General features: G+C 69.6%; 13 protein-coding genes. 3 read left to right on the forward strand and 10 right to left on the reverse strand.

From position 1 onward, the window contains the following. Positions 1-7: 7 nt before the first annotated feature. The 6 genes from IEY33_RS10925 to IEY33_RS10950 are packed head-to-tail and all read right to left on the reverse strand — an operon-like array spanning position 8 to position 6,909. Positions 8-820, reverse strand: a complete 813-nt coding sequence (locus tag IEY33_RS10925) for an ABC transporter ATP-binding protein (protein WP_188963297.1) — start codon at positions 818-820, stop codon at positions 8-10. Further along, the gene (gene ntrB, locus IEY33_RS10930) at positions 813-1,643 is read right to left on the reverse strand and encodes a nitrate ABC transporter permease (RefSeq protein ID WP_188963298.1); all 831 of its coding nucleotides are present in this window, start codon (positions 1,641-1,643) and stop codon (positions 813-815) included. The genes IEY33_RS10925 and ntrB overlap by 8 nt, the downstream gene beginning before the upstream one ends. Positions 1,644-1,693: 50 nt before the next feature. Continuing rightward, positions 1,694-2,968, reverse strand: coding sequence for a CmpA/NrtA family ABC transporter substrate-binding protein (locus IEY33_RS10935; RefSeq protein ID WP_188963299.1), 1,275 nt, complete (start codon positions 2,966-2,968; stop codon positions 1,694-1,696). A gap of 49 nt (positions 2,969-3,017) precedes the next feature. Continuing rightward, complete coding sequence (cynS, locus tag IEY33_RS10940) at positions 3,018-3,497, reverse strand: cyanase (RefSeq protein ID WP_188963300.1); 480 nt, start codon at positions 3,495-3,497, stop codon at positions 3,018-3,020. Positions 3,498-3,556: 59 nt separating this feature from the next. After that, entirely contained in the window at positions 3,557-4,813 is a 1,257-nt protein-coding gene (locus tag IEY33_RS10945; protein ID WP_188963301.1) for an MFS transporter, read from the reverse strand. Continuing rightward, a complete protein-coding gene (locus IEY33_RS10950) occupies positions 4,810-6,909 on the reverse strand; it encodes a molybdopterin oxidoreductase family protein (protein ID WP_229670943.1) in 2,100 nt (699 codons plus the stop codon). The genes IEY33_RS10945 and IEY33_RS10950 overlap by 4 nt, the downstream gene beginning before the upstream one ends. Positions 6,910-7,161: 252 nt before the next feature. Between IEY33_RS10950 and nirB the strand changes: the two genes are divergently transcribed. From nirB to IEY33_RS10965, 3 genes are read left to right on the forward strand one after another with little or no spacing between them, the layout of a single operon-like run. Further along, a complete protein-coding gene (nirB, locus tag IEY33_RS10955; RefSeq protein ID WP_188963303.1) occupies positions 7,162-9,660 on the forward strand; it encodes a nitrite reductase large subunit NirB in 2,499 nt (832 codons plus the stop codon). 34 nt (positions 9,661-9,694) lie between these two features. Next, positions 9,695-10,102, forward strand: coding sequence for a nitrite reductase small subunit NirD (nirD, locus tag IEY33_RS10960; RefSeq protein WP_188963304.1), 408 nt, complete (start codon positions 9,695-9,697; stop codon positions 10,100-10,102). Beyond that, positions 10,081-10,917 carry a uroporphyrinogen-III synthase gene (locus tag IEY33_RS10965; RefSeq protein ID WP_188963305.1) on the forward strand — a complete coding sequence of 279 codons (837 nt, stop codon included), beginning with the start codon at positions 10,081-10,083 and terminating at the stop codon, positions 10,915-10,917. The genes nirD and IEY33_RS10965 overlap by 22 nt, the downstream gene beginning before the upstream one ends. 108 nt (positions 10,918-11,025) lie before the next feature. On the opposite strand, the gene IEY33_RS10970 is transcribed toward IEY33_RS10965, so the two are convergent. From IEY33_RS10970 to IEY33_RS10985, 4 genes are all read right to left on the reverse strand, one after another. Further along, positions 11,026-11,769 (reverse strand): hypothetical protein, encoded by a 744-nt coding sequence (locus IEY33_RS10970; RefSeq protein WP_188963306.1) that lies wholly within the window; start codon positions 11,767-11,769, stop codon positions 11,026-11,028. Continuing rightward, entirely contained in the window at positions 11,766-12,863 is a 1,098-nt protein-coding gene (locus IEY33_RS10975) for a hypothetical protein (protein WP_188963307.1), read from the reverse strand. Before IEY33_RS10975 ends, IEY33_RS10970 begins: the two co-directional genes overlap by 4 nt. A gap of 733 nt (positions 12,864-13,596) precedes the next feature. Then, positions 13,597-14,511: a ParB/RepB/Spo0J family partition protein gene (locus IEY33_RS10980; protein ID WP_188963308.1), complete on the reverse strand. Its 915-nt coding sequence runs from the start codon at positions 14,509-14,511 to the stop codon at positions 13,597-13,599. Next, on the reverse strand, positions 14,508-15,269 hold the full coding sequence (locus IEY33_RS10985) for a ParA family protein (protein ID WP_188963309.1): 762 nt from the start codon (positions 15,267-15,269) through the stop codon (positions 14,508-14,510). Before IEY33_RS10985 ends, IEY33_RS10980 begins: the two co-directional genes overlap by 4 nt. Between the last annotated feature and the right edge of the window lie 29 nt (positions 15,270-15,298).

Genomic DNA, 15,298 nt, shown 5'->3' on the forward strand with positions numbered 1-15,298 from the left:
GGCCGGATCAGTGCGCGAGGACGCGGCCGAGCAGGTCGAGCATGTGTGCCTTGAGGGCGAGGTACGTGGGGTCCGTGACGAGCTGCGCGCGTTCGCGGGGGCGCGGCAGGTCCACCTTCAGGACCTCGTGAATGTGGGCGCGCGGGCCGTTGCTCATCACGACGATCCGGTCACTGAGGTAGATGGCCTCGTCGATATCGTGCGTGACCATCAGGACGTTGCTGATGCCGCTCTCCGGGCCGCTCCACATCTGCAGCAGTTCGTCCTGCAGATTGCTCTTGGTGATGGCGTCCAGCGCTCCGAACGGCTCGTCGAGCAGCAGCACGCGCGGCTGGACGGCGAAGGCGCGCGCGATGGCGACCCGCTGGCGCTGCCCGCCGCTGAGGTGGCCGGGCTTCTTGTCGCGGTGCGTCCAGAGGCCCACCATCTTCAGGACCTGTTCGCTGACCGCTTCGCGCTGCCCGCGCGGCATCTGCGGCACGGAGGCGCGCACCGCATCGAGGACGTTCTGGCGGACGCTGAGCCACGGCAGGAGGCTGTAGTTCTGGAAGACCATCGCGCGTTCCGGTCCCGGCCCCTCGATGGGGCGCCCGAAGAGGCTGACGCGGCCGGTGCTGGGCAGGTCGAGGCCCGCCACGAGGTTCAGCAGGGTGCTCTTGCCGCAGCCGGAGTGCCCGATGATGCTGATGAACTCGCCCGGCCAGATGTCGAGGTCCACGCCTTCCAGCGCCACGAAGGCCCCGAAGTTCTTGTGGACGCCGCTCACGGACAGGGCGGGCGTGAGGGTGGGGGCGGGCGTGACGGTCTGCGTCTCAAGCATGCGACACCTTCTTCTGGACGAGGTTGAAGAGCTGGTCGAACAGGAAGCCGGTCACGCCGATGATCAGGATGGCGCACACGACGTGCGCGAGGTTCCCGGCGTTCCAGGCGTCCCAGGCGTAGAAGCCGATGCCGCTCTTGCCGCTCAGCATCTCGGCCGCGACGATCACCATCCACGCGATGCCGAAACTGATGCGCATGCCGGTCACGATGTGCGGCAGCGCGTACGGCAGCAGCACGCGCGTCACGTACTGGGCAGGCGAGAAGTTGAAGACGCGCGCCACGTTGCGGTAGTCGGCGGGCAGGCCGCTCACGCCGAAACTGGTGTTGATGATGGTGGGCCACAGGGCCGTGATGGCGATGATGAAGACCGTGGCGGGCTCGGCCTTGCTCATGAGGGTCAGGCCGATCGGGAACCACGCGAGCGGCGACACGGGCCGCATGAGCTGCACGACCGGGTCGAGGATGCGGCGGAAGACGGGGACGGAGCCCATCAGGATGCCGACCGGGACGGCGATCACGGCGCCGATGGCGAAGCCGGAGAAGACGCGCGTCAGGCTGCTGAGGAGCAGGTTCAGGATGCCCTGGTCGTTCGGGCCGTCGTTGTACCAGGGGCGCGCGAAGAGTTCCGCGAGGGACGCGCCGATCACCGCCGGGCTGGGCAGGTCGCGGCGCAGCGCGGTGAGCATCGTCCAGACGAGCACGAGCAGGGCGAGGCTCAGCAGGAAGTACAGCGCGTTCTGGACCGGCGCGGGCACGCGCGCGGCGGGTCTGGGCGGGGTGGGCTGCGGCTGGGCGGTGCGGCCTGCGGGTCTGGTGGTCATGGGGTCTCCTGGCGGGCGGGAAGCGGGGCGGTGACTGGGCGGGGGCCGGTTCAGACGGGGATGGGGTTGGCCTTGATGTACGCGGCCGGGTTGCGCGGATCGAACTTCGCGTGGTCGAGCGTGACGGTGAAGGGCGTCATGTCGTCCGCCGGGACCTTCAGGCCCGCCTCCTTGGCGACCTGCGCGTACAGGTCCGTCATGAGGAGCCTGTTCGCGACGGCCTGGTAGTCGGGCGCCTGCTTGAGCAGCCCGAACCGCACGTACTGCGCCAGGAACCAGATGGCGTGCGCGTGGCGGGGCGCGTTCGTCTGCGCGCTGCGCGAGAACATCATCTGGTCGCCCAGGAACTGCCGGGTGCCCTGCCCGGCGCCCATCTGGTAGCGGCCCTCCAGGCGGTCGCGGATGACGTCCTCGGGCGCGTTCACGTACCGGCTGGCACTGATGATCTTGGAGGCTGCGCGGCGGTTGGGGAGGCTGTCGAGCCACGCGGAGGCGTCCAGCACGGCGCGCATGACGGCCTTGACCTCGTCGGTGCGGGCCGAGAAGTCCTTGTTCAGGCCGAGGACCTTCTCGGGGTGATTCTTCCAGAGCTGCTGGGTGGTGAGGGCCGTGAAGCCGATGCCCTGATCGACGGCCACGCCGCCCCAGGGCTCGCCGACGCAGAAGCCGTCCATGTTGCCGACCTTCATGTTCGCGACCATCTGCGGGGGCGGCACGACGATGATGCCGACCTTGCTCTGCGGGACGCCCATCGCGGCGAGCCAGTAGCGCATCCAGATGTCGTGCGTGCCGCCGGGGAAGGTGACGGCCAGCGTCGGAGCTTTCTTCGCGGCGATCATGGCGTTGATGGCCGCGCCGCTCTTCTTGAGGTCCGTTCCGGCGGCGGCGGCGAGGCTGGTGGAGAGCGTGATCGCCTGACCGTTGTTGTCGAGGACCATCGCGATGGGGATTTCCTTGCCGGGCGCGCCGCCCACGCCGGTGTACACGCTGAGCGGCAGGCTGTACAGCAGGTGCGAGGCGTGCAGGTCGCCGGACAGCAGGCCGTCGCGCACGGCGGCCCACGACGCCTGCTTGACGACGTTGACCTCCACGCCGTACTTCTTGAAGTACCCGAGTTCTTCGGCCATCACGATGCTGGCGCAGTCGGTGAGCGGAATGAAGCCGATGTTGATGGCCTTTTTCTGCGCGAAGGCGCGCGGCAGGCTGGACGCGGCGACGGTCGCGGCGGCCGTGGTGCCCGCCGTCTTCAGGAAGGCGCGGCGGCCGGTGTCGGCAGGGGCGGTGGGGAGGGCGGTGGTGTCGGCAGTGGGGGCGCGCTTCGTCATGGGGGCTCCTGAACGGGAATGAAGGTCGGGGGGCGTCAGGTGAGCGGCGTCACCACTTGTACGGAAGGAATTTGCCGGTGAGCGTGATCTGTACGCGCTCGCCGTCCTCGCCGGGCATGCGGCCGAGCTGCAGGTCGAAGTTGATGGCGCTCATGATTCCGTCCCCGAAGTCCTCGTGGATCAGCATCTTGAGGGCCGGGCCGTACACCTGCAGCACCTCGTACAGGCGGTACACGGTGGGATCGGTGGGCGGGAGCGTCTCGAAGGACCCGCGCATCGGGACTTCCTGCAGGATCACCTCGCACGCGGCGGGCAGGTCGAGCAGCGTGCACAGGCGGGCGGCGACCGCCTGCGGGAAAGGGTGCTGGCCGAGCAGCGCGGCCGTCGTCCAGACGCGCGGCGTGCCGAGCATCTCCGCGACGGCCGTGTAACTCAGGCCGAGTGTGCGGCGGGCCGTGAGGATCAGGGCCGTGACGTCGGCACGGGTGGTCGGGGCAGCGGCGGGCAGGGACAGGGTGGTCTGGGTCATGGGGGCACCTCAGCTTGGTGGGAGTGTGCGGACAGAAGGAAAGGCCGTCGGTGGAGGGGTCAGTCGGATGCGGCGGGGAGCACGGCGGTGCCCGTCTCGCGGCGACGAACCTGCAGCATTCCGGTCAGGAAGACGGCCGCGCTGAGGGCCGTGAGCGGCAACAGCACCATCGGTGCAGCCTGGATCAGCCCGGTCTGTCCTTTGAGGGCGCTGAACATCAGCGGCAGGAAGAAGCCGCCCAGACCGCCGAGCAGGCCGACCAGGCCGCCCACCACGCCCATCTCCTGCGGGTAGTGGTTGCTGACGAGCTTGTAGGTGCTGGCCTTGCCGATCCCCATGCCGACGCCCAGCAGCAGCGTGAGCATCAGGAACGGCAGGAGGGCGAACTCAGCGGTGAGGGCCAGGGGCAGCAGGGCGAGCAGCATCACCGCGAACGCGGCGATCGTGGTGCCGCGCGCCCCGAAGCGGTCCGAGAGATACCCGCCCAGTGGTCGCAGCAGGCTCGCCGGGAAGATGAACAGCGCCGTGAGCAGGCCCGCCTGCGGCAGCGCCACGCGGTAGTGATCCACGTAGTACTTCGGGAGGTAGAGGCTCAGGGCGACATACGCGCCGAAGAACACCACGTAGTACAGACCGAACCGCCAGACCTGCGGGAGGCACAGCGGGCTGAGCCACGCGCTCAGGGGGCGGGGCGCGCGCGCCCGGGCGCGGTCGTCCGGCGTGGACCGCCAGATCAGGGCAGCCGAGGCGAGCAGCAGCACGCTGAACAGCAGCGGCACCACCCGCCACCCGCCGGGCAGCAGTCCGCCCGCCGCGCCGAGCGGGACGACCGCGATGAGGAGGGGAGCGGCGAGCTTGGTGATGCTCGCCCCGGCGTTGCCCGCCCCGAAGGTCCCCAGGGCCAGGCCGCGCCGGTCGCCGTTGACCCACTGCGCGATCCAGGCGCTGCCGACCGCGAAGCTCACACCGGACAGCCCCACGAGCGGCGCGAGCCACAGCAGCGTCCGGAAGTCCGGTGCGTAGGCGACCGCCAGGGACGCCAGGGCCGACAGCACCGTGAGCAGCACGAAGGGACGGCGGCCCCCGAAGCGGTCGGCGAGCATGCCGCCGGGCAGGCGCAGCAGCGATCCCGTCAGGACGGGCAGGGCGGTGAGCAGCGTGAACTGCGCGTCGCTCAGGTGAAACTGCTTGCGCATGGGCAGGCCGATGATGGCGAACATGACCCACACGGCGAACATCAGCGTGAACCCGGCGGTCGAGGCGGTCACGATACGGGCAGAAGACGCGGCTTGGGTGGGGTGAGCGGGCACGGTCATGAGGGCTCCTTGCGGTACGCGGTCCGGACCTGTGATCCGGGGGGGCTGGCGGTGCTGAGGGCGGGACTGGAGGCGCGGGACGTGGCGCTCGCGTTCAGGACGGCAGACTTGAAGGCCGGCATGCGGCTGTGAGGGTCGAGGGTGGTGGCGCTCGTGAGTTCGTTGGCACTGAACGGCCAGTGGAAGGCGACGAAGGCCACGCCGGGCCGCACCTTTGGCGTGACGTTGGCGGGCAGGGTCGTCTCGCCGTCCGGGCCGCTCAGGACGACCGGCTGGCCGTGCATGAGGCCGTGTACACGGGCCGTGTCGGGGTGCATCTGAACGTCCGCCACGCCTTTCAGGCCGGGGTTGCGGCGGGTCTGCGTGCCGCTCTGGTACTGCCCGGCGATCCGGCCGGTCGTGAGGGTCAGGGCCGCGCGCGGCGGGGTCTGCATGGCGACCGGGTGCAGGCGGGCGCGGCCGGTGGGGGTGCGGTACGGCGCGAAGTACGGGTGGGGCGTGCCGGGATGGGCGTCGTGCGTGACGGGCCACTGGTAGGTCTGAACGTCGAGTCGCGCGGCACTCAGGCCGCTGTAGTCGGCGCGTCCACCCCGCGTCGCGGCGAAGAACTCCGCCTGCAGCGCCGCGAAGTCCGGGTACGTGAACTTCTCGCCGCGCCCCGCGGCGTGCGCGAGGTCACACATGATCCGCCAGTCCTCACGGGCGAGGCCCGGGACGGTCATGGCGCGGCGTCGGCGCTGCACACGACCTTCGAGATTGGTGGTGGTGCCCTCCTCCTCGGCCCACATGCTGCCGGGCAGCACCAGGTCGGCCATCATGGCCGTCTCGGAGGGCAGCACGTCGATCACCACGAGGAAGTCGAGCGCGGCGAGGCGTTCACGGACGCGTGCCGCGCCGGGCGCACTGACGGCCGGGTTGCTCCCGATGACGATCAGGGCGCGAACCTCCTCGCCGCACGCCAGGAACAGTTCCTGTGCGCTGAGGCCCACTCCGGGCAGGCCCGTCTCGGGCACGCCCCAGAAGTCCGCCATGAACTGACGGTCGGCCGGGTCCTTCAGGTGACGGTAGCCGGGCAGCTGGTCGTTCTTCTGACCGTGTTCGCGGCCGCCCTGCCCGTTGCCCTGCCCGGTCAGGGTGCCGTACCCGCCGCCGGGCCGCCCGAAGTGCCCGGACAGGAACGCGAGATTGATCAGGCTGCTGACGGTGTCGGTACCGTTGACCTGCTGTTCCGGGCCGCGCCCGCTCAGGATGAGCGGCAGGTGCGCCTGCGCGTAGGAGCGGGCGAGGCGCAGCAGGTCGGCGGCGTCCACGCCGCAGCTCTCGGCCACGCCGTTCAGGGTGAGGTCCTGCACGGCGGCCAGCACCTCGTCCGTGCCGTCGGCGGGCGCGCTGGGCCGCAGGCGGCCCCAGCCGTTCAACAGGTTGAGCAGCAGGCCCGCGATGAGGTGGTCGGTGCCGGGCAGCGGGCTGAGCTGCACCTGCGCGAGGCCCGGCGTGGCACGCGGGTCGATGTTGACGATGCGCGCGCCACGGTCCTTCGCGGCCTTGAGGTACTGCATGACGGGCGGGAGCGTCTCGGCGACGTTCGCACCGAACAGCAGGATCAGGTCGGACTTGGCGATGTCGGCGAGCGGGAAGCCCAGGCCCCGGTCCAGGCCGAAGCTGCGGTTCATGGCGGTGGCGGCACTGCTCATGCAGAAGCGGCCGTTGTAGTCGATGTTCGGCGTGCCGAACCCCACGCGTGCGAGCTTGCCGAGCAGGTAGGTCTTCTCGTTGGTGAGGGCGCCGCTGCCGAAGACGCCGAGCTGCGCCGGGTCCGAGTCGAGCAGCGGGCCGACGCGTGCGGCGAACGCGTCCAGCGCTTCCTGCCAGCTGACGGGGCGAAGTTCGCCGTTGACGCGGAGCAGCGGGGAGGTGAGGCGGTCTTTGTGACGCAGGTCGGACAGGGACGCGAGCCCCTTCTTGCAGACGGTGCCGCCGGCCACGGCACATTCCTTGGTGGGCGTGATCTTGACCGCCAGTCCGTCCTCCAGGTGCAGGTCGAAGTTGCACTGGACGGCGCAGTAGGGGCAGGTGGTGCGTACGGTCTTGCTCACGTCTTTCACCCTGAGCGAACGCCGGGAGCTTGTCAAGGGCAACGCGTGTATTTTGTCACCGAAAATCTCGACGACCTGCACGATTTTATGAAGTTGTCCAGATTATTTCGGCCAGAATATGCAAATTATCCGCGTTGGTCTTGACACCGTGCATCATCTGGTCATGATGGACCTACACACCGGACCTCACCCTCCGGACCGAAACCCTCACCCCCACCGCACGACAGGAACCCCACCCCGACAGGAGCGCACATGCAGCACATCGTCATCATCGGCAACGGCATGGTCGGCCACCGCCTCACCGAAGACCTCCACGCCCGCCAGCCGGACCTGAAGATCACCGTCATCAGCGAGGAACGCCACGTCGCCTACGACCGCGTCCAGCTCAGCCACCACTTCGACGACCCCCGCCCCGACCTGTCCCTCACCACCCGGGACGCCTACCGTGAACGCGGCGTCACCTGGCTGCACGGCCGGGCCGAGCACGTCAACCGCGAAACACGCACCGTCCGCACCGCCACGCATACCGTCACGTACGACACCCTGGTCCTCGCGACCGGCAGCGTCCCCTTCGTACCGCCCCTCGCGAACAGTGGCGCGCCCGGCATCTTCGTGTACCGCACCCTCGACGACCTCGACGCCATGAAGCGCCACGCCGCCACCGCCAGGAGCGGCACCGTGATCGGCGGCGGCCTGCTCGGCCTGGAAGCCGCCGCCGCCCTGCAGAAACTCGGCCTGGAAGCCAGCGTGGTGGAGTTCGCGCCGCGCCTCATGCCCGCCCAGATCGACGACGCCGGCGGCGCCCTGCTGAAACGCTTCATCGAGGAGATGGGCATCCGCGTCCTCACGTCCGCCGCCACGCAGGAACTGCTGCTCGACGAACGCGGCCGCCTGCGCGGCCTGAAGTTCGCTGACGGACAGGAACTCCTCACCGACATGCTCGTCTTCTCCGCCGGCATCCGCCCACGCGACGACCTCGCCCGCACGATGGGCCTCATGGTCGGCGAGCGTGGCGGCATCATGATCGACGACCACTGCCGCACCTCCGACCCCCACGTGTACGCCGTCGGCGAGTGCGCCCTGCACGCGGGCCGCATCTACGGCCTCGTCGCGCCCGGCTACACCATGGCCCGCGTCGCCGCCGCCAGCATCCTCGGCGACGACACCGTCACCTTCCAGGGCGCCGACATGAGCACCAAACTCAAACTGCTCGGCGTGGACGTCGGCTCCTTCGGGGACGCCTTCGCCCGCACAGAAGGCGCGCGTGAGATCGCCATGCACGACAACGTGGCCGGCACCTACAAGAAACTGGTGCTCAGCCACGACAACCGCCTGCTGGGCGGCGTGCTCGTCGGCGACACCAGCCAGTACGGTGACCTCGCCAGCCTCGCCCGGGACGGCGAGACGCTCAACGTCCCGGCCGCCAGCCTGATCGTCCCGGCTGCAGCCGGACACGCGCCCCTCAGCGCCAACCCAACCGTGTGCAGCTGCGAAGGCGTGCGCCACGACGCGCTGTGCGCCGCGGTGCAGGGCGGCGCGCACGACGTCGCCGCACTCAAGGCCTGCACGCGCGCCGGGACCGGCTGCGGCGGCTGCCTCCCCAACGTCCGCGACATCCTCAACGCGCAGCTCACCCTGCTCGGACAGACGGTCGACCTCAGCCTCTGCGAGCACTACCCGTACACCCGCCAGGAACTCTTCGACCTGATCCGCGTGAGAGGCCACCGCAGCTGGGACGACGTGCTCCATGCGCACGGGCGCGGCCAGGGCTGCGAGATCTGCAAACCCGCCGTCGCCAGCATCCTCGCCACGCAGCACAACGAGTACGTCCTGAACCCCGCCCTCGCGCCCCTGCAGGACACCAACGACGCCTACCTCGCCAACATCCAGAAGAACGGCACCTACAGCGTCGTCCCGCGCGTCCCCGGCGGCGAGATCACGCCCGCCAAACTCGTGGCGCTCGGGCAGGTCGCCGAGAAGTACGGCCTGTACTGCAAGATCACCGGCGGGCAGCGCATCGACCTGCTCGGCGCGCGCCTCGACCAGCTGCCCGGCATCTGGAGCGAACTGATCGCCGCCGGATTCGAGAGCGGCCACGCCTACGGCAAGAGCCTGCGGACCGTGAAGAGCTGCGTCGGCAGCACCTGGTGCCGCTACGGCGTGCAGGACAGCACCACCCTCGCTGTGAACCTCGAACTGCGCTACCGCGGCCTCAGAAGCCCCCACAAGTTCAAGGCGGGTGTGTCCGGCTGCACCCGCGAGTGCGCCGAAGCGCAGAGCAAGGACTTCGGCCTGATCGCCACCGAGCACGGCTGGAACCTGTACGTGGGCGGCAACGGCGGCGTCACGCCCCGGCACGCGCAGCTCCTCGCACAGGACCTCGACGAGGAAACGGTGACGCGCTACCTCGACCGCTTCCTGATGTACTACGTGCGGACGGCCGACCGCCTGCAGCGCACCAGCACCTGGCTCGAAAAGATGGACGGCGGCATCGACCACCTGCGCGACGTGATCATCCACGACACGCTCGGGCTGGCCGACGAACTGGAGGCCGCCATGCGCTACCACATCGACACGTACGCCTGCGAGTGGCAGGAGACGCTGGCTGACAAGAGCCGCCTCACGCGCTTCCGGCACTTCGTGAACAGCGACGACACCGATCCCGCCATCCAGTGGGTCACGGAACGCCAGCAGCCGCGCCCCGCCCCCTCGCATGAAATGACGCCCCTCCCCATGATCGCCAACGACTGACGATCCCCCGCCCCGTGCACCATCAGGAGCCCACATGACGCAAATCAGCACCTCCACCACCTCCGCCTCTACCCCCGAACTGCACTGGACGTGCGTCTGCGCGCTCGGCGACATCCTGCCGGGCAGCGGCGTGTGCGCCCTCGTCGGCGGAAAGCAGATCGCCGTGTTCCGCGTCGCGGGACGCGTCTTCGCCCTGTCCAACCTCGACCCCTTCACGAACGCCAACGTCCTCTCACGCGGCCTGACCGGCAGCTACACTGTGGACGGACAGGAGCGCTTCAAGGTCGCCTCCCCCCTGCTCAAGCACACCTTCGACCTGGAGAGCGGCGTCTGCCTCTCGGACGCCAGCGTGCGCGTCCCCACCTACCGGGTCCGGGTCGAGAACGACCTGCCCGGCACGCGGGTCTGGATAGGAGACGAATGGACTGGTTCGGCGGACTGAAGGTACTGTCCCTGGAAACCCGGCGCGGCACGGAAATGGCCACCCTCATCACCAAGTACGGCGGGATCGCCACCACCGCCCCCAGCATGCGCGAGGACAAGCAGGACATCTCCGAACGCCTCGAAGCCTTCGCGGAGCGCGTACGGAATCACCCGGACCGGCAGGTGCTGGTGTGCATGACCGGCATCGGCACGCGCCTGTTCCTGCTGGACCTCAAGAAGTACGCCCCCGACGTGTATGACACCCTGAGTACCCTGCCGATCCTGTCGCGCGGCACCAAACCCACCCAGGTCCTCAAGGCGATGGGGTTCACGCCGCAGACGGCCGCCCGCCCACACACGTACCGCGAAGTGCAGGACAGCCTGCTGGAACGTACGCTGAGCGGCCAGGAGATCACCATCCTGGAGTACGGCGAGCGCACCCCGCCTGCCCTGACGACCGCCCTGCACGAAGAGGGCGCCCTCCCCTACCCGGTCCCCGTGTACCGCTGCGCCTTCCCCGAAGACCCCGGCCCGCTGGAAGCCGCGGTGCGCGGCACGGTCGCCGGGGAATTCCAGGTCCTGCTGCTGTCGAGCGGCACGCAGGCCGTGCATTACCTGAGCTGCGCGCGGCAACTCGGTCTGGAAACCGAACTGCGGCAGGCACTGCGCGGCATGGTGGTCGCCAGCATCGGCCCGGCCTGCAGCGAAGCGCTCGGCGAGCTGCGCCTCCCCTTCGACCTCGAAGCGAACCCGCACAAGATGGGCATCCTCGTGCGGGCCGCCGCGGAACGCGCCGCCGGCCTGCTGGAACGCAAACGCGCCGTCCTCAGCTGACCAGAGAACGCGGACGGCGAATAGTTCTGGCACGGTAGGGCAAAACAGCAGAGGGAGGGCCGCTCATGTCGAGCGGCCCTCCCTCCCGTGCAGTGCTGTGCCCCGGCGTCAGGGGCGCGGACGGATGACGGCCAGCACGACGCTGCTGGCCCGGTCCACCAGCGCCGTGCAGGCCGTGCTGCTGCAGGCCGCCGCGCCCGGCTGCACGTCCGGCGACGACCCCAGCCCGTCGCCTGTCAGGGTGCTGCCCTGACCGTTCACGCGGGCCGCGAGCGTCATGAGGGAGGCGCCTGCCCCTTTGAATGTCACGGACAGGCTCCGGTACGGCCGACCCAGCACACTTGCCCCCAGACCTACCGTCAGGGGGGACTGGGGCGCCGTGGCGGACAGCGTCACGTTCCGCTCCTCCAGCGCCGCGGCGAGGTCGTGCGCCGCGCCCGTCTCGGGCAGGGGGAGGACCGCCAGACCGGACGCCGCGTCGAAGGTCAGTGGCAGGTGCGCGGCGGCCGCCAGCGCACGCAGTTCCACCCGCGCGCCCGTCCCGCCACCCGGGGCACGCGTCACCGGCACGCCGTTCACCGTCACCGCCCCGGCCTCCTCTGCCATGCAGGTCAGGCCCAGCAGGTCGCAGGTCTCCGCGAGCGGCACCACGGTCCGCCCGTTCACGCGTTCCGGGAGGCCCGGCGCGGCGTACACCCACACCAGCGGCCCGAAGCGCAGCAGCGCCCGCCCCTGCAGCACCGTTCCCTGGCCCGTCACTGCTGGGCCCTGGGCCGCCTGCGCCGTCGCCGGGACCGGCAGCAGCGTCAGGCCCGCCAGCAGCAGGGCCTGCATCGCGGCGCGGCCTTTCACTTCATCACCACGCTGTCGGTCTCGTTGGCGGGGTCGCGGAACTCCACCGTCCACACGCTCCCCTGCCCGTCCTGCCGCTGGCCCTCCGGCGCTTTCGGGTCCGGGTAACTGCAGTACCCACCGGTGTCGTCCGCCGTCCAGGCGTGCGCGCCCGCCTCGCTCGTCCCGGCGCGGCTGTCCATCCAGCGCACCCCCTTCATGAACGACCCGCTCGACAGCAGTTCCTGCCCGTAGTTCTGCCCGATGGTCGTCATGCGCTTGAGGATGTTGTCGCCGCCTGCCGCGTCCCACCCGAAGCTCGCGTCGACCGGGGCGCGCAGCGTCAGGGTGCTGGGCGTGCGGTCCACGCTGGTCATGCCGGACGCGAACATGCTCAGGTACGTCACGTCGCCCTCCTGAGACACCCAGAAATGCAGTTCCGCCTCGCTCGACGGCAGCAGCCGCCAGGGGCTCCCGCCGCTCTGCTTCTGGTCAGAGACGGTCACGGCACTCGCCGCGCCCACCTGCTGCACCAGAAAGAACGGAGCCCAGTCGTCCTGCGGCCCGCCGCCCGCGTGCCCGTGCTGGAAGCCCGCGTCGACCGCGCCGCCCTTGCCGCCCCAGCCGCCCATGTAGATGAAGGCGGTGTCGCCCTTCCCGGCGGCCTTCTCCTCGTGCATCTCTCCTGCCGCCTCGCCCGGCAGGTACACGCGCGCCGACTGGAAGCTGTACCCGGGCCGACTGAACACCCGGCGGTACGGTCCGCTCTTCTCGGGGCGGCACTCGACCTGCACCCCGCGCTTCCCGTCCGTGTCCGGGCCCTGATGGGGCGTGAACAGCCGCGACAGCCCGCCCAGCAGCGAGGCCAGCCCGCCCTCCGCCAGCTGCGCCCCGGACGCGAAGCGGTACTCCCCGGTGACGGGGTGCGGCACGAAGCGCGTCACCTGAAAGGCGTCCAGCAGTTCAGGCCTGTTCGCGATCAGGCGGTCGCCGTGCAGCAGCAGCACGTTCTGCGCCTGCCGACCACCCAGGCCGCGCATGGCGTGTTCGAGCAGGGACGCGTCCCGGTCGTGCAGGACTTCTGATGGCGAGGAGATGCTGTGGGCGTGTGTCATGCCTCAGGCTAAGGTATCCGGTGCCCGGCAGGCCTTCATGCGTCCCAGAGGCGCGGCGACCCGGCAGCCCAGCCGAGTCCATCAAGCGTGCTTTGATCAAAGCACAGGCAGGAACGAGGCCTGCACAGGCATGCCGGAGGATTTTTCAGGCCAGTACACCACCCGACCACTGGGGCTGGCAGCGTATGTGCTTTGTTCAAAGCACACGGAGCGCATCCTTTTTGACCTGTGCGCGGCTCTGCTCGAACCGTAGATAGCCTGTTCATGGCGGGCCTCAGTTTTCGTGCTTTGATCAAAGCACATGGTCAGGGGGACACTCGCGCGGAGTCTCCAGGCATAAGGCGGTACAGGGTCCGACGTCTCGAATCGCCTCAGCGACAGAAGGCTGGATGTGCTTTGATCAAAGCGCAGACTCCGGACTATCCGTTCTGATCGGCGCAGCCACCGTCTTTCTGCAAATGCACTGTTGCCCGTCTGGATCAACCTCTGGACCGGACGCCACAACAGCCTGTGTTTTGATCAAAGCACGGCATTCGGTGCATTCAGGCACATCTGGATTTTCGAGCATGGTTCCATCCCGACCAATCCCATCGCCGAAGCGTGCTTTGATCAAAGCACAGCGAGATTCGGGAGAGGCGCCCCGAGACTGCAGTCTCCGTCGCTGTTCAGATCCCCAACGTGAGCGGGGCGTGCTTTGATCAAAGCACGCCCCGGACGGATCTGGAGTGGAGCTTCAGGTGTCGCTGACCTCGGGGGCGAGCAGGCTGCGGATCACGCCGGGAGCGGAGGCCAGCCAGTCCTGTACGGCGCGCTGCTCATCTGCCGCCAGACGCGCGTACCAGCGGTCCGAGGAGAGCGTCTGCCCGAGGCGCTTCATCCGAGCTGGCTGTGCGGTCCCGGTGCGGCCTGCCCGCAGGTGCGCGAGCAGCTCCGCGCGTGAGCGGCCGTCCTGGTGCATCTGCAGCAGTTCCTGGCGCAGCGCGGGCTCAGCGGTGGCGATCTGTCCGGCGAGGTAGTAGGGGAGGCCGCCGGAACGCATCGCGGCCAGCACATCCTGCGGCCAGCCGAGAATGCGGAGCTTGTTCTTCGCGAAGGACGTCCAGGTGCCGCTGCCGAGCTGCGTGAACAGGGTCTCGAGCACGGCGAGGTCTGCCGCGTCGTCCTCGGTGGGGCGGCGCAGGGCCTGCAGGCGGCCCGGCACGGCGTCCGGCGTGAGGTTCAGGCGGCCCGCGATCAGGACGAGCGTCGCGTCGAGTTCGTCCACGACGTTCAGGTCCTCGCGCATCAGGTTCTCGATGAGGGCGGCCTCGCGCGCAGCGTCGTCGCTCATCTCGCGGATGACGACCGGCACGTCCGTCAGGCCGCTGGCGACAGCGGCGCGGAGTCGGCGTTCGCCGGCCACGAGTTCGTACCCGCCGGCCTTGAGGGGGCGGACGAGTAGCGGCTGCAGGATGCCGCGCTCCGTGACGCTCTGGGTGAGGGTCCGGTGCGCGTCGTCCGCGAAGTCGCGGCGCGGCTGCACGTGGGCGTTCACGCGGATGCTCTCGACGGGCAGGCGCTGTTCGGGCGCGACGCTGCCCGCGTCGGCTGCGGCGATGTTCGCCACGATGCCGTTCAGGGCGCCGACGGCGCTCTTGCGGCGGGTCATGCCCGGGCCACCTTCAGGTTGAGTACGGCGGCGAGTTCGTCGGCCGCGCGGCGGATCTCGCGGTCGGCCGGGCCGCCCGGCTGGTAGGCGCTGACCGGCATGGCCTGCGCGTGCGCGTCGGGGTAGACGGCCGGACGGTACGTGATGGGCGAACCGAGCGGTTTGACGTTCTGGCGCAGCACTTCCAGCACTTCGCGGTGGTGTCCGGTCTGCGCGTTGTACTGGGTCGGCAGGTACCATGCGACGTGCAGGACGGGGTTTAGCTTGCGGTACGTGGCGATCATTTCGTGTACGGCGGGCAGGCCGCCCACGCCCTTGTGTGTGGTGGGAACGGGGACGACCAGTGCGGACGCGGCGACGCAGGCGGCGAGGCTCAGCTGGCCGAGGCTGGGCGGGCTGTCGAGCAGCACGAGGTCGTAGCGGTCGCTGATCTCGGCGAGCCGGTCACGCAGGTGCGCCACCCCGCCGATGATGCCGGGCAGTTGCGCTTCGGCCTTCGCGAGTCCGAGGGTGCTGGGAATGAGGTGCAGGCCGAACACGTCGTGCGGTTCGGGCAGCGGGGCGTTCTCGGTGAGGGTTCGGTAGACGGTTTCGTCGGGGTCGGCGTCCACGCCGAGCCAGGAACTGAGGTTCGCCTGTGGGTCCATGTCGACGAGCAGCACCCGCAGGCCCTGCTGCGCGTACGCGTACCCGAGGTCACGGACTGTGGAGGTCTTGGCGGCCCCGCCGGCGTGATTGAAGACGGTGAGGGTGATCATTGCCTGCAGTCTAGAGCACCGGGCGTCCG

Source organism: Deinococcus aquiradiocola (genome assembly GCF_014646915.1).
Classification (GTDB): domain Bacteria; phylum Deinococcota; class Deinococci; order Deinococcales; family Deinococcaceae; genus Deinococcus; species Deinococcus aquiradiocola.